Below are 25,932 nucleotides of genomic sequence, written 5' to 3' on the forward strand. Positions count from 1 at the left end.
ATATTAGTTGAATTTGATGATGGTTTTACCGTTCTTCATGTTTGTTGGTAAGGAGTAAAGGAAGATATCGATGAATGAGTTTTGTAGGAGATGGCACTCATGATACGTGACCTCAAAATCGGAAACTTCAAGTGCTGGAGTGATACGGGGACCATCAGAATGTCGCCGATAACATTATTTTTCGGGACGAATAGTTCCGGGAAGTCAAGTATTGGCCAATTCCTAATGATGCTCCGCCAAACAGTGGACTCTCCTGATAGAAAGGCCGTTTTCTATACCGGTGGTAAGAACTCGGCTGTGCAGTTAGGTTCCTACCAAGACATGGTCTACCAGCGTGATTCAGGTGCAAGCATCAGTTTCGATTATACGTGGGACTTGGCAAGCTCTTTGAAAATCAAGGACCCCATTTCACTTAAGTCCTTCACTGGGACACAATTGGAGTTTGCAGCCGTTGCTGGCATGAAAGATGAAGGTCAGAAAACTCTAATCCTAAACCAATTGAAATATATCCTCAAGGATGACGAAGAAACGGCCCTTAGCATTCAAATGGCTCTTCGGCAGACAACCAGAATAGAATACGAAGTTGACGCAGAAAACTACACGCTTGTGCGTAACCAAGGTCGAGCATGGTATCCCAAATCGCCGGTACGATTTTATGGGTTTCCTGACGAAGTAGTCGCCTATTATCAAAATGCAGCATTTGTGCAAGAATTGAATCTCGTGCATGAAAACCTCTTTCGTTCATTGTGTTATCTCGGTCCGTTGCGGACTAAGGCGGAACGGCTCTATTCATGGACAGGAACCGAGCCAGAACAAGTAGGCTACTCTGGCGAAAATACAGTAGCTGCGATGCTTGCAGCTAAGAACCGCAAGATCAGTTTTGGATATAAACAAACAGCCAAACCTTTTCAACAGCTCATTGCAGAAGAACTGACAAAAATGGGGCTGATAGAGAGATTTCAGGTTAACGCCATTTCTAAGCAGCGTCAAGAATATGAAGTTAAGGTCTGCACAAAAGGCTCGGAAGATTGGGTTGATTTGCCAGATGTGGGGTTTGGGGTTTCACAAGTACTTCCCGTGCTGGTGCAGTGTTTCTATGCACCTCGGAACTCAATCATTATTATGGAACAACCGGAAATCCACCTACATCCATCAGCCCAGGCTGCTCTGGCCGATGTCATGATTGACGTAATGAATTCACGAGAAGATGGTTCTGATCGGAACATCCAACTCATTGTCGAAACGCATTCGGAGCACTTCTTGAGACGGTTGCAACGACGGATAGCTGAGGGGACCATTTCAACCAACAAAGTTTCAGCGTATTTTTCAGATGTATCGAAGATGCCGGCACGATTGGACACTCTTCAGATAGATATGTTCGGTAATATCATGAATTGGCCGGAGAACTTCTTTGGCGATGACATGGGAGACATAACAGCGCAGGCCAAAGCCGCGATGGAAAAGAGAATTGATCAAACCTCCGATCATGCAGATACTCCGAATGGTTAGTCTTCCCAAGAAATGTGTAGTTGATTCTAATATTCCCATAAATGCGAATATGGCAACCAAAGCTGGGGCAATCCCTGATGAACTGAGCGAGTGCGTACTTGCATGTATCCAAGCCGTGGAACATGTCGTTGAAAATGGCGGGCTGGTTGTCGATGTAGGTGGCGAGATATTTGATGAGTATCGCAAGGGTCTATCGATGCGCGGTCAACCTGGGCAAGGCGATGTGTTTATGAAGTGGCTTCACGACCATCAATGGATGGATACTTTGGTGGATCGCGTCGACATCACCCCAACAGGAGACTCATACGTCGAGTTTCCCGATCACGCCGAACTCTCCGATTTTGATATTTCTGATAGGAAATTCGTGGCTGTTGCCAAAGCGCACCGAGATGCACCGCCGATACTGCAAGCCACCGACAGCAAATGGTGGGGTTTTAAGGACGCACTTCATTCGGTTGGGGTTTCGGTGACGTTCTTGTGCCCGGAGTATGTTAGAGCCAAGTACGAACAGAAAATGGACGGATAACAACGACCTCTTTCTAAGACAGTACCCCACCAAGAGCTCAACGCCGGGTGGGTTCTTCAGTTAGCGTGTCGAAACCCGCCTGCGGCGGTCCTACGGACCAGGGGTTTCGACATACCGTAACTTCCAGCCTCATCCTTCGACTGCGCTCAGGATGACACGGTCAAGCCGTGTTTCTGGCGCTTCGCGCGTGTTGGTGCAAGGTAACGCAAGAGACCCATTTATGGCAAGTTCCCATTTATGGGTCAGGACTCCTTCACAGCAGTCACAATGTCCAGGATAGCCTTCTTGCCGTCGTTGAAAAACATCAGAGTATTGTCCAGCGCAAACAATGGATTGGGTATCCCTGCAAATCCGGGGCTGAGGCTGCGCTTGATAACAACAACCGTGCGCGCTTTGTCGACATCGATAATCGGCATCCCGGCAATCGGTGAAGTGGGATCGGTCCGGGCGACCGGATTGACCACGTCGTTGGCGCCGATGACAATAGCCACATCGACCTGCGGCATAGTCGGGTTGATCTCATCCATCTCGCGTAGCTTGTCGTATTCGACATTGGCTTCGGCCAGCAGGACGTTCATGTGGCCCGGCATCCGCCCGGCTACCGGATGAATGGCAAAGTCCACTTCCATACCGCGCTGTTCCAACAGATTGGCCAGGTCACGCACGGCATGCTGCGCCTGGGCGACAGCCATACCGTAACCGGGAATGATGGCCACCCGACGGGCGCCGTCGAAAAGCATGGCGATCTCCTCAGCCGATGTGGCTTTGACCTTGCCTGCGTATACTTCATCGTCGGAGGGTGTGTCACTGGTGGGTCCCATGACACCGAACAGGACGTTAGCGAGAGAACGATTCATCGCCTTGCACATGATCTGCGTGAGAATAATCCCGGAAGCACCCACCAGTGATCCGGCAATGATAAGCACGTTATTGTTAATCACAAATCCGGTGGCCGCGGCGGCGATACCTGAGTATGAATTCAACAGCGCAATCACTACCGGCATGTCGGCGCCGCCGATCGACAGTGTCAGTAAAACACCCAGAACACCGGCTGCGCCCACCATCAACCAGAACAACATTATATTGGCCGGATCAAGCACCACCATGATGCCGAGCGCCACTGACACTATGGCCATGATTATCTTCAGCGCATTCATTCCAGGGAAGCGGTCTTTTTTGTTGAGTAGCAGCAGCCCGATCAGGACGCCGGATAGCATGATCCCGCCGGAGATCGGCATTCCCACTTCGGTCCATGACACCACCCCAAACCAAATCGCGCCGCCTGCTACGATCAGTGAAAAACCGTACTTGATAACTTTCTGCCAGGTGTGCAGTTTCCATTTGACGGCCAGGAACTCAGCCAGCTTGCCAAAGGCGACGTAGCTGCCAAAGAAAGTGACCGAACCGATTACTCCAGTAGCCACGGTGGCGACTTTCATTTGCATGTTGGGAGAGGCGCCTACATGCTGCATCACTGCTACCAGGGCCGATCCGGCGACGAGAATAGAGGCTGCCCCGCCGAAGCCGTTGAACAACCCGACCATCTCAGGCATAGCGGTCATTTTTACTTTCATGGCCGCAGCCGCACCAAGAACAGAACCGATGGCAACGCCCAATAAGATGTAATGCCACTCAAATCTGCCGCTGAGCAAAGTCGCCGCGATCGCTACAATCATGGCCAGGGCAGCGATGCGGTTGCCTCGCACGGCTGTCCTGGGATGGGCCAGACCTTTGAGACCCCAAATGAACAACATGGCAGCAAGAAGGTAGGCGGAATTGACGATACTTGGATTCAGCACGATCAGTCCTTTTTCTTAAACATCTTGAGCATGCGGTCGGTGACCAGGAAGCCACCGACAACGTTGATGGCTGCAAATATCACGGCAACAAAGGCCAGAATCTGAGCCAAAGGACTCGAATCCATCTGACCGGCCAGCACCAGCGCACCGATAATAGTAATCCCGGAAATAGCGTTGGACCCGGACATCAGCGGCGTGTGCAGGGTTGGTGGAACTTTCGTTATTATCTCAAAGCCAACTACAATAGCCAGCACGAAGACAGTCAGAATCATCACGAATCCATCCATTAGCCCTCGCTCCTTTCTGTCGTTGTATCCATGCCGAAAGCCTCACGCAGTCGGGCATTTACCACCTTGCCATCGTGAGTCATCAGGGTATCTCGAATGATCTCATCTTCCATATCGCGGCGGACCTTACCATCTTCGATCAGGTGCTTCATCAGCGCCAGCAGGTTGCGTGAATACATCTGGCTGGCATGAAACGGAATCGTGGAGGGGAGGTTGTTGGGGCCGAGGATTGTGATGCCGTTTTCGACAACCGTTTCATCGAGCCTGGTCAGTTCACAATTGCCGCCCCGTTCGGCGGCCAGGTCGACGATCACCGAGCCTCGACGCATCTGCCGGACCATATCGGCGGTGATCAGAACCGGTGCTTTTCGGCCGGGAATGGCGGCGGTAGTAATCACAACATCGTTTTCTGAAACCACTTTGGTTAGTAATTCGCGCTGCTTGCGGTAGAATTCTTCATCCATCGCTTTGGCGTATCCGCCCTTGTCTTCCGAATCTGCGGCTTCGACATCGATTTCGACAAAAGATGCGCCCAGGCTCTCTACTTGCTCCCGCACGGCCGGGCGCAGGTCGTAGGCTGAGACTACCGCGCCAAGCCGTTTGGCCGTGGCTATAGCCTGCAAACCGGCCACACCGGCGCCGATTACAAAGACATGGGCCGGGGAGACAGTTCCGGCGGCGGTCATCAACATAGGAAACATCTTGGGCAGCAACTGAGCCGAAAGAAGGACCGCCTTGTACCCGGCCACGGTAGCCATCGAAGAAAGCACATCCATGCTCTGGGCGCGCGTGATCCTGGGAATCAACTCCATGGCGAAAGCCAGGACGCCTCGCTGGGCCACCGCCGTTACCTCATCCTTGGCTGTCAGCGGCTCAAATAAGGCCACCAATGTTTGGTCTTTACGCAACAGCTCAAGGTCCGTCTTTCCAAAATCGGGATTGGCCCCAAAGCCGCGAACCTGCAGAATGACATCGCTCTTGTCAAAGACAGACTTGCGATCCGGGGCGATTTCGGCTCCCTTGGCGGAATAGTCGTCATCGGACAGCCCGGAAAGAAGGCCGGCCCCCGATTCGACAACGATAGTCATCCCAGCCTTGCCGAAGAGCGGAACCATGTCGGCCACTACGGCAACGCGACGTTCGCCGGGAAATGTCTCTTTGGGAATCCCGAGAACCAGCGGCTTTGCATCATCAGTCATTTATGTGAGGCCTTTCTGAGTCAATGTCTTTCGCTTCAGCCGATTATTGACCTGAATAACCGGACCTAATAGTCAATGGTTCCCGGAATGTTTGACGGTTCATCCGAGTAGCCGAGGCCCCAGTTAACCTATTTGGCAGAAGCGGTTGCTCGTTCTTGATGAAACCTGCGCAGACTGTCCTGCCCCTGATCGTATTAGCATATCCCCTGGGGACAGGGAACATCGATCGAGTCCGTCGGCGGGTGCTCATCGCCGATTTGGTCTGTTTTGGTGCAATCAAATAGAGAGACCACCCGGCATGACAGGAGGTCCGGAAGACCGTTTTGCTTTGGCCATAGGAATGAAAAGCCGGGAGTTTCTTCTTTCTCAGGCAAGAGCGACGGATAGGTATCCTTGCGATACCCGGGACGCCGATGGATTATCTCAGACATAATGCCTGCAGGTGTGGATTTACCAGCAGACAGAGTCGATATAGTGAGTAGTAGTAGCAGGAGGCAAATGGTGTTCACCAAAGAAGCTGCCAAGGTTGCGGCTGAAGCATATATACCCGTTTCGCTGAAGACGCTCCGTATCGATACGGTGCTGGACTTCGATCTCTATATCAAGATCAACGGCGAATACATACTTTACCGGGCAAACGAAACGGCCTTCTCCGGACACTCCCTAAAAGCGCTAATGGAACACAACGTTCCAAACATCTTCGTATCTTCGACCGATTGCGGCGGATACCAGAAGTACATTGAACAACATTTGGAAGATATCCTAAGGGACGACAGCGTCGATGATTCCTCCAAAGCCACCATCATGTATGACACGGCTCAACTTTTGGTCAAAGATGTCATGACCAAACCGAGTTCGGTTGAGTCCATCAAGCGCAGCATGAAACTGGTCGAAACCACCGTGCTCCACAATTTGAAAAACTCCAGCGCCTTTCACAATATGCTGAAGGTGATGCAATTCGATTACAGCACCTATACGCACAGTATAAATGTCTGCACGTTCTCACTGGCCCTGGCCCAGGCGGCCGGAATCAGCGACCACGAAGAACTGAGCCGGCTTGGCTTGGGTGCGCTCTTGCACGATGTGGGTAAGACCAGAATAGATGAGTCCATACTGAATAAGAAGGGCTCATTGTCGCCCGAAGAATGGAAACTGATAGAGAAGCACCCGCAGTGGGGCTTCGAGATCATACTTGAGACCGACATCCTACCCCACGAAGCACACTACCCGATCCTGCAACACCACGAGCGCGAGGACGGCTCCGGCTATCCGCACCATCTAACAGCGGACGAAATCCATCCATACTCGAAAATCGTTGCGATCGCAGATGTTTTTGACGCCATGACCACCCAACGGGTGTACCGAAATGCGGTGGAGACCTTTCATGCGCTCAAGGAAATGTACTCCGAGCATTTCAAGTTCAGTGGTGATTACATTGAATCATTTACCAGAATGATGGGCCCGCAGGAATAGCAGGTGTCGGGCGGGGTCGCCCAACACCACCTGCAAATCACCTCACCCCTCGACTCCGCTCGGGGTGACATTGTGAAGATTGGATTCCGGCATTCGCCTGCACGCCGCGGCGTGGACCCGCCATGCCAGGCCCACGATCCGCCGCGGCGGACTGATCTCCTGGCCGCCTGCGAAGAGATGGCCGGCGATCCGACGCTAAGACAAAAAAGCCGGTGCAGAACACCGGCTTTGGCAATCTTTGTATGGTGAAGGGCGCTTACGGCAGGGCAATCCAGAAATCAGCGGAGAAAGCACGTTGCGAACTGCCGGGCGCAATATCGGTATAGTTGTCAAGAACACCGATCCTGGTTTTGATCCGACTAATATTCGCCATGCTGACATCATCGGTCGAACCGGCCAACGTGCGCGACATAACAACTGTCCATTGTCCTGCCTGCTCGTCGAAGTGGTGAGCGGTGCGAACATCCCAGCGGCTTTCGTCAATGTTCTCCCAGTCGACACCGGCGACTATGTACCAACCAGGAACCGTTTGACCAACCGTCCAGTTGCGGGCGTTGGCTTGTACCCAGATATCCAGATTTCTCATATGGTTGCTGTACATGACATCGCCGGTGAACTCCCATTCACTGGAATCAACGTATGTGGGTTGAGTCGGATCGTTAATCGATTTGGGTCGGTTTTGGAAGGCAACTGAGTTAGCCCCGGCATCCGCGATCAGGGAGTCATTACGAAATGTTAAGTCCTCGGCCAAATTCTGTGTCCCGGTGGTTAGTAATCTCCAGTTCCAGGTATCCCATCCACCGCCGGGCGCTCCTTCGAACATAGCGAAGACTTCGTCCTCGCCACGAGTCCCCTCATACCACGTGAATCGGAAAGTCTCGTTGTTGTTGAGCTCCCAATTGTCTCGCTGAATGCTCCGGCTGGCGTCGGCCCACTGAAACCTCAGGTAGAGCCGGTCACCTATCTTTATAGCCTGAAGGTCGACCGAGGAAGGCGCCGCCAAAGATTTGTCGGGGCCAAGTGGTGATTTGATCGGACCGACCGGCAGGGCAGCGCCGGTCGAGAGTGAGATGGTAGTCGCAGTAACGTCGTCCCAGGCGGCGTCGTTGTAGACCAACGGCCAGGCCGGGGCAACCGTGGTACCCGGTGTCACTGTTATGCTGTTGTCGCCGGGAATTACTTCGTCGTCGTCACCACAACCGATCCATAACAACGTGCTAAGGGCGATTGTCGACACAATGAGCTTTTTCATATTCCATCCTCCTGAATGATAATCAATCGTACATTATACAAGATAAGGCCGACCAAGTGATCTGAAAAGCGAATTATTCGGACAGTCGTTTGACGACAATCATGGTCAGATCATCATAAACATGCTGTGGTGCGGCGAATCTGGTGACAGCACGGTAGACGGCCTCGAGTATTTCGGCTGCCGACTTATCAGCGTTTTCCCGGATGACCTCGGTCAGTTGCTCCAACTCGATTTCATTGTCGTCCGGATCGAACACTTCGCTGATACCGTCAGTGTACAGAAAGATTATGTCTGAGGCATTTATGTACACCGGACGCTCTTCGTACTCAGCCTCCGGGGACACACCCAACAAAGGTCCCCCCTCGCTCAGATATTCGACACTCCCGTCGGCCCGAATCAAAATCGGCAGGCAGTGACCACAGTTGGCAAAAGTAAAGACATGGTTCTTTGAATCGAGGACACCATAGACAGCCGTCACGAAGTTACCCGGCTGTACCGATTCGCACAGGAGGTTGTTGACTTTGCTGCAGATAGTACGGATAGCGTAGTTGTTGCGGATTTCGGCGATGAGTGAAGCACGGAAAGAAGCCATTATCAACGAGGCCGGGATTCCCTTGCCGGAGACGTCGCCGATAGCCACACCAAACTGAGATTCGACAATCTTGATGAAATCATAGTAATCTCCGCCGACCTCAAAGGAGGGAATATTTCGCCCGCACAGATCATAACCGGCGATCTGTGGGTTGGCGCCCGGCAGAAAACTCCGCTGGATTTTTCGTGCAATGTGCAACTGCTCTTCAAGTTTGTGGGCCGACAACATCCGCTCGTGCATCCTGGCCCGTTCGACCGATACGGCAGCCTGAGAGGCAAAGGCCGCTACCAAAGACGCCTGCGGTTGGGTGAATGCGGCTATGCGATCAGATTCGAGATTGATCGCGCCTATGGTGCGGTCCCCCAAAATGATCGGCACCACCATCTCACTCCGGGTGTCATCGCGCGAATTGACATAGCGTTCGTCGACCGCAACATCGGGCACGATCACCGCCCGGCCCGACTTGGCCACGCTGCCGACCAGACCCTGCCCGACTTTCAAGTGTATCTTGGGTCCACTTGCGGAATCGTATCCCTGTGTGGAGAGAGTCTGAATATCACCGGTATCGGCATCTATCAGGAAAACGCCGCCGGCATCGAATTCGACTGCCCTTTTAAGTGAATCCAACATCATGCGTAACACTTCATCCAAACCGAGCGAACTTGACAGTTGCCGACAAATTTCCAACAGCAGGTCTTTCTGCAAAGCCTCGCGACGAACCATGCGGTACAGGTGGGCGTTGTCGACAGCCACAGCGATCTGGTTGGCCAGGCCGATCAAAACATCCATGTCGCCCGAATCAAACTGCCCCTCCTGTTTGTTGATCGCCTCTATCACCCCGATCATCTGGCCCTTACCGATCAACGGCACGGAAACCAGTGAACGTGTCTCCACTCCGGCCAGGCGTCCGATCTCCTGGTCTACTCGCTGGTCGGTCGAGGCATCGGCGATTACTACCGGCTCTCGGAAGTTGGTCACCCAGCCCACCACCCCGGCGCCCACGTCAAGGTAAAAATGTTTCATCTCGAAATCGGCTGAGTTCATGAAACGAACCTTCATGTCGGTTCGTTCATGGTCTACTCGAAACACCAAAGCGGCCTCGGAACCGGCGGCGGCGATAATCAATCTTAGTACCCGCTCAATCAACTCCTCATATTCCAGAGTCGAATTGAAAGTGCGGCTGGCCTCAAGCAGCAGTTTCTCGGCCCGTGTATGGTCGGCGGCAAAGTTCATGGTTGGGAAAGTACGATTTCCTAAGGTAATGTCAATCGGAATGACACGGTCAAGCCGTGTTTCTCGCGTATCGCGCGGCGCTGAACCAACAGCATGGGAGCTCGGGGGAACATGTCTCCTCCTGGTATGCCGACTCGTAATGACACGGTCAAGCCGTGTTTCTCGCGTATCGCGCGGCGCTGAACCAGAAGCATGGGAGCTCGGGGGAACATGTCTCCTCCTGGTATGCCGACTCGTAATGACACGGTCAAGCCGTGTTTCTCGCGTATCGCGCGGCGCTGAACCAGAAGCATGGGAGCTCGGGGGAACATGTCTCCTCCTGGTATGCCGACTCGTAATGACACGGTCAAGCCCTGTTTCTCACGCATCGCGCGGCGCTGACCCAACAGCATGGGAGCTCGGGGGAACATGTCTCCTAATAGTATGCCGACTCGGTTAGAATGATTCGGGTGTTTCCCTTGTCAGCCGTCGGTGCATTCGCTAAATTGGCGGCATGTCGAATGGAAAACCGAGCGTACTGGTCACCGGCGCCAACGGGTTCGTGGGGACGCGACTGTGCCACTTACTGCTGAAGGAAGGCCTGGCCGTTGTGGCCGGTGTGCGGAAAAGCTCGGACTTGAAGTCGCTTGAGTCTATGAATATCGAGTACCGCTATGGTGATGTAACGCGGCCTGAGAGCCTGCCCGAGATGGTGACCGGTGTCGATTACATCGTGCATAACGCCGGCATCACCAAGGCGCGAAACAAAGATGACTTTCGAAGGATAAACGAACAAGGGACCCAGGCGCTGTTCGATGCGGCTGCCGAACATAATAACTCGGTGAAAAAAATCGTCTACATATCATCGTTGGCCGCGGCCGGTCCCTCGGTGCCGGGTCGTCCGGTAACCGAAGAAGACACGCCCCATCCCATCACGACCTATGGACGCTCCAAACTTGGGGGTGAACAGACTGCCCTTGGGTTCTCGGACCGGTTGCCGGTTCTGTCGATCCGTCCGCCTGGTGTGTACGGACCGGGCGACAGAGAGATCTTCGGTTTCTTTGAGGCCGTGCACAAAGGGATCCGTCCGCTAATCGGCGATACCAAACGACGTATACAAATAGTGCATGTCGACGATCTGGCCCGTGGGATATTTCTGGCCCTGACCAAGGAGACAAAACCCGGCGCGGTATACTTCATTGCCGAGAACATGTCCTACACCATGGCCGAACTAATCGGCTTGTTGCAACAAGCGTGTGGTCGAAAGGGTTTTCCGCTGAAGCTTCCGGCCCCACTGTTCCGAGCCGCGGCGGTAGTTTCGGAAGTAGCCTGCAAGCTGTTTCGCACCACGCCGATGTTGACCCGCGAGAAAGCGGCCGAACTGCTCGACTGGTGGGAGATGTCGCTTGACAAAGCTCACAACGAGTTGGATTACCGGTCGCGCATTCCATTCGCGCAGGGAGCAAAAGATACCTATGACTGGTACATCCGTATGGGGTGGCTCAAATGATTTCCACTGAGCTTGTTGTATACTGTCTCGTTTTGGGTGGGGCGGCGCTGTTGGTGGTTACTGTACTTTATGAGTTGCTCGGCAGAATAATCAAAGCCTCACGAGACATGCCCGTCGCCCTTATCGAACCGACCTCACCGGCCTGGTATCTGTTGAATTTTGTCATGGAGTACTTGTTCCTGGTGGCCGTGCCGACCTTCGCCTACCTGGTATTTGTCGTAGCCTTGCCGCTTGAGGGCATCAAGCCGGCCCTGGCCGCGGCGGTGATGGCTTTCACACTGGGTGCGGCGCCGACACTGTTGGCGGTTTCTGTTCGCATCAAGTTGTCGGTGTCGTATTTGTTGTATATTCTTCTGGGCGTACTCTTGAAACTGGCCGCGGTGATGGCCACTATCGGCTACTTGTACTCACTCTAAGAAGGGTCACGCATGGCTTCCAATGACAAGTTCGCTCTTATCCGACGACGGTTTCCGCACACAAAAAAGGTGACCTACTTCAACGCCGGTTCCTATGGGCCGTTTTCCATCGATGTGCAACAGGCGATTGAAGCCAACATCAGCCAGCGAGTGGCAGCCGAGCGTGATGACTCACACGATGCCTTCGAGACCCAGGATGAATTGCGGGCGATCTATGCGCGCATGATCGGCGCACGCAAACGTGAAGTCGGTATCGGGCTGAATACTTCATTTGGTTTGAACATTGCCGCCTTTGGTTTGCCGCTGAATAAGACCGACGAAGTGCTGGTGTCCGATGTTGAGTTCCCGGCTATTCGATACACCTGGCGGGCCGCGGCTGAGGCGCGCGGCTTCAGGCTGAAAGTGCTCAAGTCACGCGGCCGCTGTTTTGATATGGATGCACTCAGGCGCGGAGTGACAAAGCGTTCCAAAGTGCTGACCGTGTCGTGGGTGCAGTTTTTCAATGGATACAAGGCCGACCTGCAACAGTTGTCGGAATTCTGCCGCGAAAACGGCATGTTTTTCGTGGTCGATGGTATCCAGGGGATGGGCGTGGAACCGATCAATACCAAGATCATCGACATCGATGTTTTTACGTCGGGATGTCAGAAGTGGATGTTGGCGCCGCAGGGGTGTGGGTTCTTCTATCTGTCCGACCGTATCCGTGACCGGCTCAAACAACCGTTCATGAGCTGGTTGGGGTCGGACTGGAAGATGAACTTCACTGATCTGTTTCGATATGAGCAACCGTTTTTTGATTCGGCGCGACGGTTCGAGATGGGATACTACGTCGTGCTGAACATGATGGCGATGAAGGCTGCGGCTGAGATGTTTGTCGATCTCGGTATCAGAAACATCCAGCGACACAACTACGCTCTCATCGACCGCCTGGCCGACTTTATAGACAGCCATCCCTACTATACCATCACGTCCAACATGGAACCGACCCATCGCTCGTCGATTTTCACTTTCACCTGCGATGATTACAAATCACTGCATCGTGAGTTGTTGAAGAACAAGATTATCCTGGTGCAGCGCGAGGGGTCTATCCGTGTCTCGGTGCATCTTTACAACAACGAACGCGACATCGACAAGACCATCGGCGTGCTCCAGAAATTCGCACGGGGGAGATAGCTAGTAAACCGAATACTCCTGGGGCTTGGGCCCGCGCGAAGCGCGAAAGGCAGGCTTGCCTGTGGTTCGACACCGCTCACCAAGTGGGAGAGCGCGAAGCACCACAAACCTGGCTTGCCAGTCATTCCCGCGCAGGCGGGAATCCATCTTCTCTTGTGCCGTCATGCGACTCCGCTTGCCGGCTTCTGTCGTTCCTGTACAAGCAGGAATCCATCATCTTTTCTTTTTCTTTTCCCCTCTCGAGAGGGGTGCCCCGCCGACGGCGGGGCGGGGTGTGTTCTTCGCGGTGTCAAACCAATAACACACCCCTATATCCCCTCTCAAGAGGGGACTTTGAAGAAGCTCTGTATCTATGGCTATGTAACGTGGTTGGACGCCGACTGGCTTAACAGCGGACTAAGTTCCGCGTCATCACGAATGACCTCGAAGATCTTCTCGCAGGCAGGCGCGACGTTTTCGACATCGAGGTCAACAGCCTGGAACTTACTCAAAAACCCGTGCGGATCATCAAGCACTTTCAGGGGAAAGATCTTCTTGTCGCGAGCATCCGCATAGCCTGCTTCGTGATCGGTCCACTCGGATCCTCTGTAGTTCTCTGTTAGCAGTGCTAGAAACACGTGGCAGTCGTTGAGTTCGTTCAGAATACTGGTCATCCACTTTTTAGACGGTTCGATGCTCGCGTGTGCCAAGAATGCCTTGACTCCATGCTTCTCCAATGCCATTTGGATTTGCCCCGCGAGTTTCGCGTCCTTCGTCGAATAACTGATGAAAGCACGGAGTGGGCCCACGATCACGGGTTGATCTTTCGCTCGTCTTCGATACTCCTCCGCCTCCTGGTGTACTTTGTCATCAGCACCTGGAATTATGTTCACAGCACATTGCAACATCTCGTACTCTTGATTGTGTCCCGCAGACAACATGCTGTCAAAGGAGGTAGGAAAGTCAGGACCCTTGAGGGACGCCAATAATAAACGTCCTCTTATAGACAGGTTATTTAGAGACTCTATGATTCTATTTGGGTTGCGAGGAAGCGCAGACAGTATTTCTATCAGCGTAGGAGGCGGTTTCGGATATTCTTCCATCCTCCTATCGATATACTCCAGAATCTCTAATCTAATGATCTTCTTTGACGTTCCCTCACCCTCAATGAGATCTTCAAGGGCCGACTTACTCAGAGTGCACTCGAACTTGCCCGTTCCCAATAAGGTAAAAACAGCCCGAGCTGCTATTACATTTCCCTCTGCTCTCTTAATCTGCGCCAAGGCCAACTCACCGGCTATGACGTTTTGCGGTTGCCAGTCCGACTCACCCAATTCTCGTGCCGAAGCACGATAGACCGCCGTGATTCGGCCGTCCGTCAATGGCCAAGCTCTCACCGGAAGGGCAACGTTGTAAACAGCCTCTCCTTTGACCACCGAGTAGGTAATCACTTCATTGGCGTACTTATCATGCAAATGCGCCACTACCCCTTCCCGTGGCACTTTTTGTACTTCTTGCCGGACCCACACGGACAAGGATCGTTGCGGCCAACTTTCTTAGTCTGGCGCTTGAAAGTCCGATCCTGCTGGCCAGCCTGCGAAGCCTCGGCCATCGGGTTTTTCTGCTGTTGTCCATCGGCCAGTTTCGGTTGCGGTGGCGCAGTCATACCCATACCGGTGGTGTCGGCGTGCGACGAAACCAGTTGCTTGTCACGCCGTCGTTCCTCGCGCGATTTGTCCGGCTCCTTGATTTGTAGTTTGTAAACGAGGTTGATGATTTCCTTGTCGACCGTTTCAACCATCTCCTGAAAAGTCCGGAACGCTTCACGCTTGTAGATATCAATCGGCTTGCCCATCCCGCCGTGATATGCGCGCAACCCGATCCCCGTGCGCAACTCTTCCATCTCGGCCAGATGATCACGCCAGTGGCGGTCGATGGTCGACAGCACCGCATACCGTTCCAATTGACGCATGATCTCATCGCCGTAGGCGGCTTCTTTCTGATTATAGAAACCCATCACAGCACCGAGCAGGTTCTCCTTGAGCTTTTCGCGCGTGAGTGACTCGATATCTTCCGGCTTGTACTCGAGGTTCAACAGATACACCTGTCGCAAATCATCCGATAGAGCTTTCAAATTCCACTCTTCGGGATAGGTCTTGTCCGGACAATGGGAATCTATCAGCAACTCGAGCACTTCTTCGATCAACTCGACCACTTCGTCCTTGATCGAGGGACGCTCCAGCGCGGCCAGGCGTCGTTCATAGATCCATTTGCGCTGGACGTTCATGACATCATCGTAATCGAGAGTGTGTTTGCGGATGGCGAAGTTTTGCGCCTCGACTTTCTTTTGCGCTCGTTCAATAGCGCGCGTCACCATCTTGTGCGCGATAACCTCACCCTCTTCGACACCCAGCCGATCCATCACTGCGCCGAGCCGGTCGCCGCCGAACAGTCGCATCAGATCATCCTCAAGTGAGAGGAAGAACTTCGACGAGCCGGGGTCCCCCTGACGGCCGGAACGCCCGCGCAACTGACGGTCAATGCGCCGCGACTCGTGTCGTTCGGTGCCTACGATGTGCAGCCCGCCGGCATCGACAACACCTTCGCCGAGTTTGATGTCGGTACCACGACCGGCCATGTTGGTCGCAATGGTGATACTTCCGGCCATCCCCGCATTGGCCACAACCTCCGCTTCCTTCTGGTGGTGTTTGGCATTGAGCACGTTGTGCGCGATGTTCTGCCGCTTCAACAGTCGCGATAATGTTTCCGAAACGTCCACCGTAACCGTACCGACCAGCACCGGTCGGCCTTCCTCACGTTTCTCGACGATCTCGGCCAGGATAGCTTCGTATTTCTCCTTACGCGTCCGATAGATTTCATCTTCCATATCCGCACGCACGACGGCCACGTTGGTGGGGATGACCATCACGTCGAGCTTGTAGATATCGAACAACTCCTGCGCTTCAGTTTCGGCGGTACCGGTCATACCGGCCAGCTTGTCGTACATGCGGAAATAGTTTTGCAGCGTTATGGTGGCCAGCGTTTGCGACTCAGCTTCAATGCGAACACCTTCTTTGGCCTCAATCGATTGATGCAAGCCATCGGAGTAGCGCCGTCCCGGCAGGATACGTCCCGTGTTCTCGTCGACTATCATCACCTTACCGTCCTGGAGGACATACTCAACATCTTTTTCGTACAGGGCGTAGCCGCGCAAGAGCTGGTTGATTGCATGCACCTTTTCGGAGTACTCACCGTGGACGCGGTAGATGTCTTCGGTCTTTTTCTGTTTGTCTTCAGGCGTGAGCGATTCATCGCCGTCAAGTTCTGACAACATCGTGGAAATGTCGGGAATCTCGAATAGCTTCTGCTCCGTGGGTGACAGTTGGGCGGTACCCAGATCGGTTAAGGCAATAGAATGCTCGCGCTCATCGATGAAATAATAAAGCCGGTCATCGATCTCATGCACTTTCTTGTCGCGCATGAAGGCGGACTCAACCTCGGTCATCAGTTTCTTGATGCCGGTTTCCTTAAGCAGTTTCATGAACCGTTTGTTCTTGGGCGCTCCCCGATTGGCCGCCAGCAGATTGATCCCGGCTTCGAACTCATCTTCCGACTTACCGCTGTCCAGCAGTTCCTCGGCTTTGGTCATCATCTCGTTTATCAGAGTGGTCTGTTTGCGCACGATCCGCTCGACAGTCGGTTTCATCTCGCGGTAACGGTCGTGCCCTGACTGCTCCACCTGACCGGAAATAATCAACGGTGTGCGAGCTTCATCAATCAGGATCGAGTCGACCTCGTCGATAATCGCATAGTTGTAGTTTCGATGGACGCGATCCTCGGCCCGTTGTGACATGTTGTCACGCAGGTAATCAAACCCGAACTCGTTGGCCGTGCCAAAGGTGACGTCGTTCTCGTACATCGTTCGACGTTCGGCGTTGGTCATCTGGTTCTGAATCACGCCGACGGTGAGGCCGAGATACTCGTAGATGGCGCCCATCCAGTCGCGATCGCGTCGAGCCAGATAGTCGTTGACCGTGACGACGTGCACACCTTTGCCTTCGAGCGCGTTTAGATAAACCGGCAGGGTAGCCACAAGCGTTTTGCCTTCACCGGTGGCCATCTCGGCGATTTTTCCTTCGTGAAGAGCGACACCGCCGATTAGCTGCACATCGAAGTGCACCATGTTCCACTCGGTGTCGATCCCGGCCACATCCCACGACGTTCCAAGATGCCGCCGGCAGGCTTCTTTGACTACGGCGAAAGCTTCCGGCATGATTTCGTCGAGCGTCTCGCCCTCAGCCACGCGCGTTTTGAACTCGTCCGTTTTTGCTTTGAGTTCATCTTCTGAGAGATCACTGAGTTTTGCGAAATGCTCGTTGATCTCAAGCACCATCGGCTCCATTTTCTTGGCGTCACGGTCGTGCTTGGTGCCGAATATTTTCGTAATAAGACTCTTCATACCTCTTTTGACTCCTTGGAGTTTATACTCAGGGAGGATACGAAAATTTGATATCTGAGGCAATGAGAGTTGTGAGGTCCGGAACACCACCCCACACTTTCCTCTTGCTGCCAACCGCTCGGTCCGGTAGATTGAATATGAACATGGATAAGTTTGAACCAGGAATCGTAGTTGCAACCCGCGGCAAAGTCTTCGAAGTACGCACCCAAGACGGCAGTCGGATCAGTTGCGAAGTACGTCAGAAAGTAAAAGACGAAGTGGCGCACACCACACCGGTGGCAGTCGGTGACGACGTGCTGTTCAGCCGCAGTCACGAAGGTTCCGGCGCCATCGAAAAAGTGCTGGAACGTCGCACCACGTTCTGTAGGCCGGCCAAAGGAGTCGAAGGCAAACTGCAAGTGATCGCGGCCAATCTCGAACAACTGGCGATAGTCGTCTCGGCCAAACAACCTGCTCTCAAAACAGGATTGATAGATCGGTTTCTTGTCGCGGCCCAAGTGGGCTCGCTTGAGCCGATTTTGGTGATCAATAAAGTTGATCTCGATTGGTCCGATAGTCTAAAGGCAATCGCCGCAGCTTACCAAAAAATCGGCATCCCGGTTTTCATGCTATCGGCTGTCTCAGGTGTTGGTGTCGATGATCTGGAACGCAATCTGGCCGTCAGTCGCACATTGTTTGCCGGTCATTCCGGAGTGGGCAAATCTACGCTGCTCAATCGACTTATCCCCAAGCTGGAACTCAAAACCAAAGAAGTGTCGGCTTTCAGTGATCGCGGAACACACGCCACGACCAATATTGAATTGTATGAGTTGCCCGACGGCGGCTTTGTGGTCGATTCGCCCGGCCTGAAAGTGATGGGTCTGTGGGAGGTGGACACCGACCAACTGCCCTACTACTTTGCCGAGTTTGATTTGTATAATGAACAGTGCCGGTTTCAACCGTGCAGTCACACGCACGAGCCGGACTGCGCGGTTAAACAAGCGGTCTCAGACGGTCTGATCGCTGACTTTCGGTATCACAACTATGTGGCCATAGCCGACAGCCTGTGAGAGTATTTCGCTCAGTTAACTTAATTGAAGTAGCCGACTTACCGATATTGTAAGAATAGTATGGCAAGCAAGAATATAGAATTTCGCGTCGGCGTTATTATCCTGATCGGAATCGTCATTCTGGCCGGATCGTTGTACTGGTTGCAGGGTTACAAACTCAAAGCCAACTCGCAGCGAGTCCTGGTGCTGTTTGACGATGTCGGCACCCTGGCCGCAGGCGATGGTGTGACCGTATCCGGTGTGCGAAAAGGAAAAGTGAATGACCTTCGTTTGACTCCACAGGGAGTTGAGGTTGAGTTGTGGCTAAGCCAGGATGTGATGCTTAAGAAGGATGCGCAGATTGTAATCAAGAACCTCGGCCTTATGGGGGAGCGATTCGTGGCTATCACGCCGGGACGAGACCAGGAAGGCTTTGACTTCAGCCGACCCGCGCGCGGCCTGTATGACACCGGTCTGCCGGAAGTGATGGGGCTGATGGGGGAGATGATCACCGAGTTGCGCAATCTGGTAATATCGTTCAAGCGAACGGTCGGGTCTGACTCCTCACTAAGTTTGTTTTCGAGCAGCCTGGAAAACCTTCAACAGGTTTCATCGTCACTGGCCGGTTACATGGAGCGCAACGAGGCCAAGCTGGACCGGACGGCGGAGAATTTTCTCTCGGCCTCGAAGGAACTCAACCTTATGCTCAAGACCAACCGCGGACATATAGATTCCAGCCTGCAAAGAGCCGATCGGGTAACAGCCAGCCTCGAACAGATGGTGGGACGACTGGACACCCTGTCGATCTCGGCCCGGGAGTTCGCCGACAATCTGAACAATCCGGAAGGTACCTTGCAGTTACTCATTGAAGACCGACGCTTGTATGATGACCTGCGCAAAACCGCCGACAATATTGATGATCTTGTTAATGATATACGCGCCAATCCGCGTAAGTACATAAATCTGACTTTGGAGATATTCTGAGCCCATGGCAAAATTCCGATTAGCTCTCGGTCTGCACAACCACCAACCGGTGGGGAATTTCGAGGCGGTTTTCGAAGAAGCGCATCAGAAGGCATACTTGCCGTTTCTCAAACTGGCCACCGAACATCCCAGCATTCGTTTCTCCCTGCACCAGTCGGGTATCCTGTGGCGCTGGCAGAAACTGGCTCATGCCGACTATTTCCAACTGGTCGGCAACATGGTCGACCAGGGTCAGATCGAACTGATGACCGGCGGTTTCTATGAGCCTATCCTGACCGCCGTGCCCGAACGCGATGCCCTTGGGCAGATTAAGGAACTCACCAGCTATCTGCACGATCATTTCGAGGTCGCTCCTTCCGGGCTGTGGCTCACCGAACGAATCTGGGAACCGCACCTGCCCAAATTGCTGGCTGCGGCAGGCGTCTCCTACCTGCCGATTGACGACACTCATTTTCTGTACGCCGGTTTTGAGCCGAACCAACTGGGCGGACCTTTCGTGACCGAGAACGAGGGGCACACCGTGACACTGCTGCCGATTCAGAAACGTCTGCGCTACCTGCTGCCGTTCGGCACGGTGGAGGATGTAATAGAAGAACTCAAAGTGCAGGCGGAACGGAATTCATCGGGACTGGCAATTTATGCCGACGATGGTGAGAAGTTCGGTGTCTGGCCCAAGACTTTCAGGCATTGTTATGAGGAAGAATGGCTGAGACGGCTTTTTGAAGCTATCGAAAAAAACTCCGACTGGCTGGAAGTCATCACGCTCGGTGAGGCGGCCGCATTGGAACCTGTCGGACGGGCCTATCTGCCCTCGGCTTCGTATTCTGAGATGCTGCACTGGGCGCTGCCGTCAACTGCTTTTGTTGAGTACGAACGGTTGGAGACATGGCTTGAAGATCAGGGTCAACTCGAACGGTACGGACGGTTTGTCCGTGGTGGACACTGGCGGGGCTTCCTGTCCAAGTATGAAGAATCCAACCTGATGCACAAAAAGATGCTCTCGGTTTCAAACAAGCTGGCTGAGTTCGAACGGCTCAACCCCGGCAAGACCGAACTTGCCGATAACGCACGTGACCGTCTGTACGCCGGTCAGTGCAACTGTCCTTACTGGCATGGCGTCTTTGGCGGCCTTTACCTACCGCATATACGCCAGGCCGTGTACGAAAGCCTGATCGAAGCGGATGTCACGCTGGACCAATTGATGGACCTTCAACCGACCAACTTCTCCGTGTACGACTACGATGCCGACGGTGTCGATGAGGTCATGCTGCAAAGTGGAACCTTTACCGCCGTATTCAAGCCGGGAAGAGGCGGCCTGCTTTTGGACCTGGCCCTGAACAAACACAACTACTGCATCACTGATACGCTCACCCGCCGACGCGAAGGATACCATCTCAAACTGGATCGTGCCATCACCAACGCCTCCGAAGATGTTACTGCGTCCATTCACGATGTCGTCATGGCCAAAGAAGAAGGGCTGAAGAATTTTCTCAACGAAGACTGGTATCTCAAACGCTGTTTTATCGATCATTTCATGACCGACGATGTTGACTTCGACAAGTTCCTGGCCGGAAAGTATGGCGAAGAGGGCGATTTTATTCTGGAACCTTACGCTGTGGAAACCGATCGCTCATCGTCCAAAGTCAGTTTGGTTCGACAAGGTCATCTGTGGCGACCGCTGAACGTGGTGCCGGTAACGGTCCAAAAGCAGTTCACTTTTGCTCCCAACAGCGATCAGATTGAGATTCGCTACCAGTTGTCTTCGCGATCCAAAGAACCAGTGACGGCTACCTTTGCCCTTGAGAACAATTTCAGTTTCCAGGCCGGTCATGCCGAAGACAGAACCATCCTCATCAACAAGCGGCAGCTTATCAACTCCTATCTGGATTCCACCGGACGCCACGAACACGAGCGGTCCTGGGCCATGATAGACCAGTATCGATCTCTGGCCGTGGCTCTGGACTCAGATCAGGAGTGCGAGTTGTGGCACGCCCCCATCTTTACGGTATCACTTTCCGAAGGTGGCTTTGAAAAAGTATATCAGGGCACCACTTTCGTGAACGTCTACCGTTTGCAGCTTGGCGAGCAACCGGTGGAGATTAATCTGACTCTCTACGCGGGCGACCTGGCGAAATTCGAAGCCGGTCTCAAAACAATGTCGGCGGCCGGGTCGCCGTGATGGGGGTACCGTCAACACAAGGCCTGTCGAGCACTTGTTGAAGGGAGTTTTCTCTGAGCCGTTTCTAGGCCCCCTTTGACAAGCCAAGCAGTGCGTTTCACGTCGATCATACCTGCGCGAAAACCACCATTCTTGAGTTTTCACACAAGCCACGTAAGTCTTTGTCACCAAGCAGATTGGGGTTTATCTTGTTAGTTGCCTGGTTAACATGTTAACTAACACCAGATTGCATTATATTGTGACATGTAAAACATATATAAAACATATGTGTTGACTTTACGTATCGAAATATGTATAATATATGTAAAGTATACATAAAGAGTTTACATATTCACTGCCGCTGACCTAACCGGAGCAACCAAGAACATGGAAGTTTTCAAACTTACTAAACCAGACATAAGCGCCAACACTGATAAAGTACTGGATCGCATTTTGAAGGGTGAAGACTTCTCCAAATTCATTGAAAGCACGAGTCGACCCGAGTACTTGTTCTGGGATAAGGCAAAATACAAGTCGCGCCCTCAAGGCGTCAGCGCAGGGGAGTTCTGGTCTCTAATAAAGCTGTTTCGACAGCATTCACCAAATCGCACAAACACGATTATTCGCGACGAACGAGACACGCCTTTTTCTTGGCAGCCACTCCCCGGTCAGGACTACTTCCTTCACGAAATAGATATGGAGCTCGGCGGCGCACTCATGGCAAATGTCATTGATGACGACGCGACACGTCAACGGTTCATCACTCGTGGTATAATCGAAGAAGCTATAGCTTCATCCCAACTGGAAGGAGCCAATACAACGCGTCGAGTTGCAAAACAAATGTTGCTTGAGAAACGAAAACCTGCGAATAAGTCGGAGCGAATGATCATCAACAACTACAACGCGATGCGTGCGGTTGAAAGCCAGTTAGGGAAGAAAACGTTAAGCATAGAAACACTGTTGGATTTGCACGTAATGCTTACCAAAGACACTATTGACGATAGCCTGGTCGGTAGATTCCGACGCGATAAGGATGAAATTGTGGTATGCGATGCTGCAACTAATATTGTCTATCATGTTCCGCCTTCTGAGCGATTCATGAAGAAGGAGATCAAACGATTCATCCAGTACGCCAATGACACGTCCAAAGAGGTCCAGTTTGTTCATCCACTAATAAAGGCGATTCTTATACATTTTTGGATGGGATTTCTGCATCCCTTCGCTGATGGAAATGGCAGAATGGCCAGAACACTTTTTTATTGGTATTTACTCAAGAATAACTATTGGGCATTCTCGTATTTGCCGGTCTCGAAGGTTATAAAGAACTCGCCGGCGCAGTATCGCGACGCCTATATTTACTCTGAACAAGACGATAATGATCTGACGTATTTCATTGACTATAACTTCCGAAGAATCACACAAGCGAAGCGTGATTTCGAAACTTATTGTAAAAGGAAAGAGATTCAGAATCGCAAGATGGCGGGGATTGCAAGAGCGAAATACAATCTCAACGATAGGCAGATTCAACTGCTACGATATCTCCACAAGAACAGCAGTGCTTCAACAGCTATAAAGACCTACGCACAAATCCATGGCGTATCAAGGCCGACCTCTCGGAAAGACCTTGAGCAGCTTGAGCAGCTCGGTCTTCTGTCTTCCACCAAGCTCGGGCGCGATCGCCCATTTAGAGGTACAAAGGCTATATCTGAATTGTTCTGATCTAAGTTTCTGGTCGATTATTGTCTAATCCTCTGTCTTAACATCAATATCCCAGATAGTTGGATGGATTGTACCGGCGCCGAAATCTCCGCCCCCTCGGCTGTGCAATGGTTGGACAGTCAGCCGCCTCAAGGCCGACCGAAATTGAACCGATTCATCGTGTATAGACTCTCTTCCGGGATGATTGTCCGAGTCTCTTTTGCTCGGGCCGATTATCGAGAGTAGATGTCGAGTATCATAAGAATTGTGATACCGTCCGAATGCAGCAAGTTGGATTGGAGCGGTAGTGTGCAGACCGAGACAGAGTGGTCCGACTCGACCAATCGCCACCTCTGGCCATCATGTTCTGTCGGAACAAGTTTCACTTACAAGGAACGTACTTTAGAAAGGACATTGTTATGTTCAAGAGCCTGAAGATCAACACCAAGCTAGTCGCTGTCTTTTTGCTGGTGGGGCTGATTCCTTTGGGAACGATGAGCTTCTTTGCTATCAACAATTCGAAATCCGCTTTGGAGAAACAAGCCTTCAATCAGTTGGTTTCGCTGTGTACCGTCAAGAAGACTCAGGTCGAAGGCTATTTTCGGGAACGCTTGAGCGATGTTCAGGCTCTGGCCGGCAATCCCATTGTGGTCAGTGCCGTGCAGGATTTCGAGGACGCTATCTTGTCCGAAGGGGCCGACAGTGATGATTTCCGTGATGCGGAAGAATCGTATGCGAAGTGGCTGGAGCGATATAAAACAGTGTTTGGTTATTCTGATCTGTACCTGGTCTCGGCCGGTGGTACCATTGTATACTCCATCGACAAAGGGCCGGACTTTACAACCAACTTAGTCGATGGTCAATACTCGCGTGAGAACATTGGCGATTTGTTCAAACAGGCGCAGCACGGCACAGCCATGGTGGATATCGCCGACTATACACCAAACCAAGGAGCTCCCGCGTCGTTTGTCGGTGCACCCATCCATGACGGCGGCGGCGATCTGGTCGGTGAGGTGATACTGCAAATCCCACTGGGGCAACTGAACAAGATGATGCAGGAAAGCTCCGGGCTGGGTCAATCCGGTGAAACGTACCTGGTCGGCAAAGACCTCATGATGCGATCCGACTCTCGGTTTTCAAGCCAACCGACGATGCTGAAACAAAAGATCGAGACTTCAACCTGCCAATACGGCCTGGCCGGGGAGACCGGAGTGGATGTCGTGGCCGGTTATCGCGGTCGACAGGTCTTATCGGCCTCGACGCCTCTTACGATCGGCGACATGCAGTGGTGCCTCATGGCCGAGCTGGATGAATCCGAAGCTCTGGCCGATGTCAGTTCGTTGCAACTATCGCTGATTATTCTGTCCGGTGTCATGGTTGCTCTCTTGTTTGTGTTTGGCGCGTTTTTCGCCCGTTCCATCTCGCGGCCGATTATACAGATTACCCAAGCGGCACGTCATGTCTCCACCGGAGATTTGGAACAGCGTCTTGATATTAGATCCCAGGATGAACTGGGCGCCCTGGCCGGTTCTTTCGGGGAGCTTATCGAGTACATGAAATCACTGGCCTCAGCCGCCGAGAAAATCGCCCACAATGACCTGACCGTGTCGATTGAACCCAGAAGTGATAAGGATATTCTTGGTATGTCATTCAGAACAATGCTGAGCAACCTGGTAGCGGTGATCCGCCAACTTGGCGAGGCCGCAGCCAAATTGGTTTCGGCCTCCACTGAGATATCAACCTCGTCCGACCAGATGTCACAAGGAGCCAACAGTCAGGCACATCAGATCAGCCAGGTGGCAACGGCTATCGAGCAGATGTCGATCACAGTGGTTGAGTCGGCCCGGAATGCCGGCGATGCTACCGAGACATCCAAATCGGCGGCTGAAACCGCGACCTCCGGCGGTCAGATTGTCAACGACTCCATCCAGGGAATGCAGCGAATCGCCGACACCGTGCGCTCATCGGCTGAGTCGATTGCCAAACTGGCCGTGTCGGCCGATCAGATCGGCGAGATTGTCTCTGTGATCGACGACATTGCCGACCAGACCAATTTGCTGGCATTGAACGCCGCCATCGAAGCGGCCCGAGCCGGTGAGCAGGGTCGGGGCTTTGCCGTCGTGGCCGATGAGGTCCGAAAGCTGGCCGAACGTACCAGCAAAGCGACCGGTGAAATCACCGACATGATCAAAGGTATCCAGGGTGAAACCGAAGATGCCGTCAACTCTATGGAAGCCGGAGTCCAGGAGGTCGACAAAGGCCGTGAACTGGCCGATCGAGCCGGTAACAGTCTGAGCGAGATTGTCACCATGTCTCAGCAAGTGATGGAAATGGTCCAGCAGATCGCCACCGCCACCGATCAGCAATCGGTTTCAGCCGATGAGATTTCCAAAAACATTGAGCAGGTTTCGACCATCACCAAGGAGACCGCAGTCGGGGCGGATCAATCGGCCTCGGCGGCTGAAGAGTTGAACCGGCAGGCGGAAACTCTTCGGGAGATGATGAGTCGTTTCAAAGTTGCAAAGAGTGGTAGCAAATAAGTAGGGCAGGAGCCCTGCGGTCCTGACACAAACTGTATACTATCTCTTGACACCGTACATCATCGAACCCGCCATTCGTCGTCCTGTCATACTGGCGGAGGCCAGTATCCAGCCTTCACCCTGTCATGCTGAGCGCAG

19 protein-coding genes are annotated in these 25,932 nt (G+C 52.9%); 11 read left to right on the top strand and 8 right to left on the bottom strand.

Features of this window, described 5'->3' with window-relative positions; genetic code table 11:
• Positions 1-99: 99 nt before the first annotated feature.
• The gene (locus OEV49_05830; protein ID MDH3890583.1) at positions 100-1,509 is read left to right on the top strand and encodes a DUF3696 domain-containing protein; all 1,410 of its coding nucleotides are present in this window, start codon (positions 100-102) and stop codon (positions 1,507-1,509) included.
• A 49-nt stretch (positions 1,510-1,558) separates the two neighbouring features.
• A complete protein-coding gene (locus tag OEV49_05835) occupies positions 1,559-2,035 on the top strand; it encodes a hypothetical protein (GenBank protein MDH3890584.1) in 477 nt (158 codons plus the stop codon).
• A 242-nt stretch (positions 2,036-2,277) separates the two neighbouring features.
• Here OEV49_05835 and OEV49_05840 read toward each other — a convergent pair whose 3' ends face one another.
• The 4 genes from OEV49_05840 to OEV49_05855 all read right to left on the bottom strand — a co-directional run bounded on the left by OEV49_05840 (position 2,278) and on the right by OEV49_05855 (position 5,751).
• Positions 2,278-3,834: an NAD(P)(+) transhydrogenase (Re/Si-specific) subunit beta gene (locus OEV49_05840; protein ID MDH3890585.1), complete on the bottom strand. Its 1,557-nt coding sequence runs from the start codon at positions 3,832-3,834 to the stop codon at positions 2,278-2,280.
• 2 nt (positions 3,835-3,836) lie between these two features.
• The gene (locus OEV49_05845; protein MDH3890586.1) at positions 3,837-4,121 is read right to left on the bottom strand and encodes an NAD(P) transhydrogenase subunit alpha; all 285 of its coding nucleotides are present in this window, start codon (positions 4,119-4,121) and stop codon (positions 3,837-3,839) included.
• Positions 4,121-5,320, bottom strand: a complete 1,200-nt coding sequence (locus tag OEV49_05850) for a Re/Si-specific NAD(P)(+) transhydrogenase subunit alpha (GenBank protein ID MDH3890587.1) — start codon at positions 5,318-5,320, stop codon at positions 4,121-4,123. The genes OEV49_05845 and OEV49_05850 overlap by 1 nt, the downstream gene beginning before the upstream one ends.
• A gap of 194 nt (positions 5,321-5,514) precedes the next feature.
• Positions 5,515-5,751: a hypothetical protein gene (locus OEV49_05855; GenBank protein ID MDH3890588.1), complete on the bottom strand. Its 237-nt coding sequence runs from the start codon at positions 5,749-5,751 to the stop codon at positions 5,515-5,517.
• Between the two features lie 67 nt (positions 5,752-5,818).
• Between OEV49_05855 and OEV49_05860 the strand changes: the two genes are divergently transcribed.
• Positions 5,819-6,793, top strand: a complete 975-nt coding sequence (locus OEV49_05860) for an HD domain-containing protein (protein ID MDH3890589.1) — start codon at positions 5,819-5,821, stop codon at positions 6,791-6,793.
• A gap of 256 nt (positions 6,794-7,049) precedes the next feature.
• Here the strand turns inward: OEV49_05860 and OEV49_05865 are convergent, their stop codons facing one another.
• Together OEV49_05865 and OEV49_05870 are read right to left on the bottom strand one after the other, a co-directional pair.
• Positions 7,050-8,045, bottom strand: a complete 996-nt coding sequence (locus OEV49_05865) for a hypothetical protein (protein MDH3890590.1) — start codon at positions 8,043-8,045, stop codon at positions 7,050-7,052.
• 73 nt (positions 8,046-8,118) lie between these two features.
• Positions 8,119-9,870 carry a SpoIIE family protein phosphatase gene (locus tag OEV49_05870; GenBank protein MDH3890591.1) on the bottom strand — a complete coding sequence of 584 codons (1,752 nt, stop codon included), beginning with the start codon at positions 9,868-9,870 and terminating at the stop codon, positions 8,119-8,121.
• 493 nt (positions 9,871-10,363) lie between these two features.
• Between OEV49_05870 and OEV49_05875 the strand changes: the two genes are divergently transcribed.
• Genes OEV49_05875 through OEV49_05885 form a run of 3 tightly spaced genes read left to right on the top strand, consistent with a single transcriptional unit; the run spans position 10,364 to position 12,948 of the window.
• Positions 10,364-11,359, top strand: a complete 996-nt coding sequence (locus tag OEV49_05875; protein ID MDH3890592.1) for an SDR family NAD(P)-dependent oxidoreductase — start codon at positions 10,364-10,366, stop codon at positions 11,357-11,359.
• Positions 11,356-11,775 (top strand): hypothetical protein, encoded by a 420-nt coding sequence (locus tag OEV49_05880; GenBank protein ID MDH3890593.1) that lies wholly within the window; start codon positions 11,356-11,358, stop codon positions 11,773-11,775. Before OEV49_05875 ends, OEV49_05880 begins: the two co-directional genes overlap by 4 nt.
• A gap of 12 nt (positions 11,776-11,787) precedes the next feature.
• Complete coding sequence (locus OEV49_05885; GenBank protein ID MDH3890594.1) at positions 11,788-12,948, top strand: aminotransferase class V-fold PLP-dependent enzyme; 1,161 nt, start codon at positions 11,788-11,790, stop codon at positions 12,946-12,948.
• Between the two features lie 356 nt (positions 12,949-13,304).
• Here OEV49_05885 and OEV49_05890 read toward each other — a convergent pair whose 3' ends face one another.
• Together OEV49_05890 and secA are read right to left on the bottom strand one after the other, a co-directional pair.
• Entirely contained in the window at positions 13,305-14,411 is a 1,107-nt protein-coding gene (locus OEV49_05890; GenBank protein MDH3890595.1) for a toll/interleukin-1 receptor domain-containing protein, read from the bottom strand.
• A complete protein-coding gene (gene secA / locus OEV49_05895) occupies positions 14,411-17,386 on the bottom strand; it encodes a preprotein translocase subunit SecA (protein ID MDH3890596.1) in 2,976 nt (991 codons plus the stop codon). The genes OEV49_05890 and secA overlap by 1 nt, the downstream gene beginning before the upstream one ends.
• Positions 17,387-17,529: 143 nt before the next feature.
• On the opposite strand from secA, the gene rsgA reads away from it, so the two are divergent.
• The 5 genes from rsgA (at position 17,530) to OEV49_05920 (ending at position 25,794) form a co-directional block, all read left to right on the top strand.
• On the top strand, positions 17,530-18,435 hold the full coding sequence (rsgA, locus tag OEV49_05900) for a ribosome small subunit-dependent GTPase A (protein ID MDH3890597.1): 906 nt from the start codon (positions 17,530-17,532) through the stop codon (positions 18,433-18,435).
• 60 nt (positions 18,436-18,495) lie between these two features.
• Positions 18,496-19,398, top strand: a complete 903-nt coding sequence (locus tag OEV49_05905) for an MlaD family protein (protein MDH3890598.1) — start codon at positions 18,496-18,498, stop codon at positions 19,396-19,398.
• Positions 19,399-19,402: 4 nt separating this feature from the next.
• Entirely contained in the window at positions 19,403-21,577 is a 2,175-nt protein-coding gene (locus tag OEV49_05910) for a DUF1926 domain-containing protein (GenBank protein ID MDH3890599.1), read from the top strand.
• A 366-nt stretch (positions 21,578-21,943) separates the two neighbouring features.
• Positions 21,944-23,275, top strand: a complete 1,332-nt coding sequence (locus OEV49_05915) for a Fic family protein (GenBank protein ID MDH3890600.1) — start codon at positions 21,944-21,946, stop codon at positions 23,273-23,275.
• A 398-nt stretch (positions 23,276-23,673) separates the two neighbouring features.
• Positions 23,674-25,794 carry a methyl-accepting chemotaxis protein gene (locus OEV49_05920; GenBank protein MDH3890601.1) on the top strand — a complete coding sequence of 707 codons (2,121 nt, stop codon included), beginning with the start codon at positions 23,674-23,676 and terminating at the stop codon, positions 25,792-25,794.
• Positions 25,795-25,932: the final 138 nt, after the last annotated feature.

The sequence above is a fragment of the Candidatus Zixiibacteriota bacterium genome (assembly GCA_029860345.1).
GTDB lineage: Bacteria > Zixibacteria > MSB-5A5 > GN15 > FEB-12 > JAJRTA01.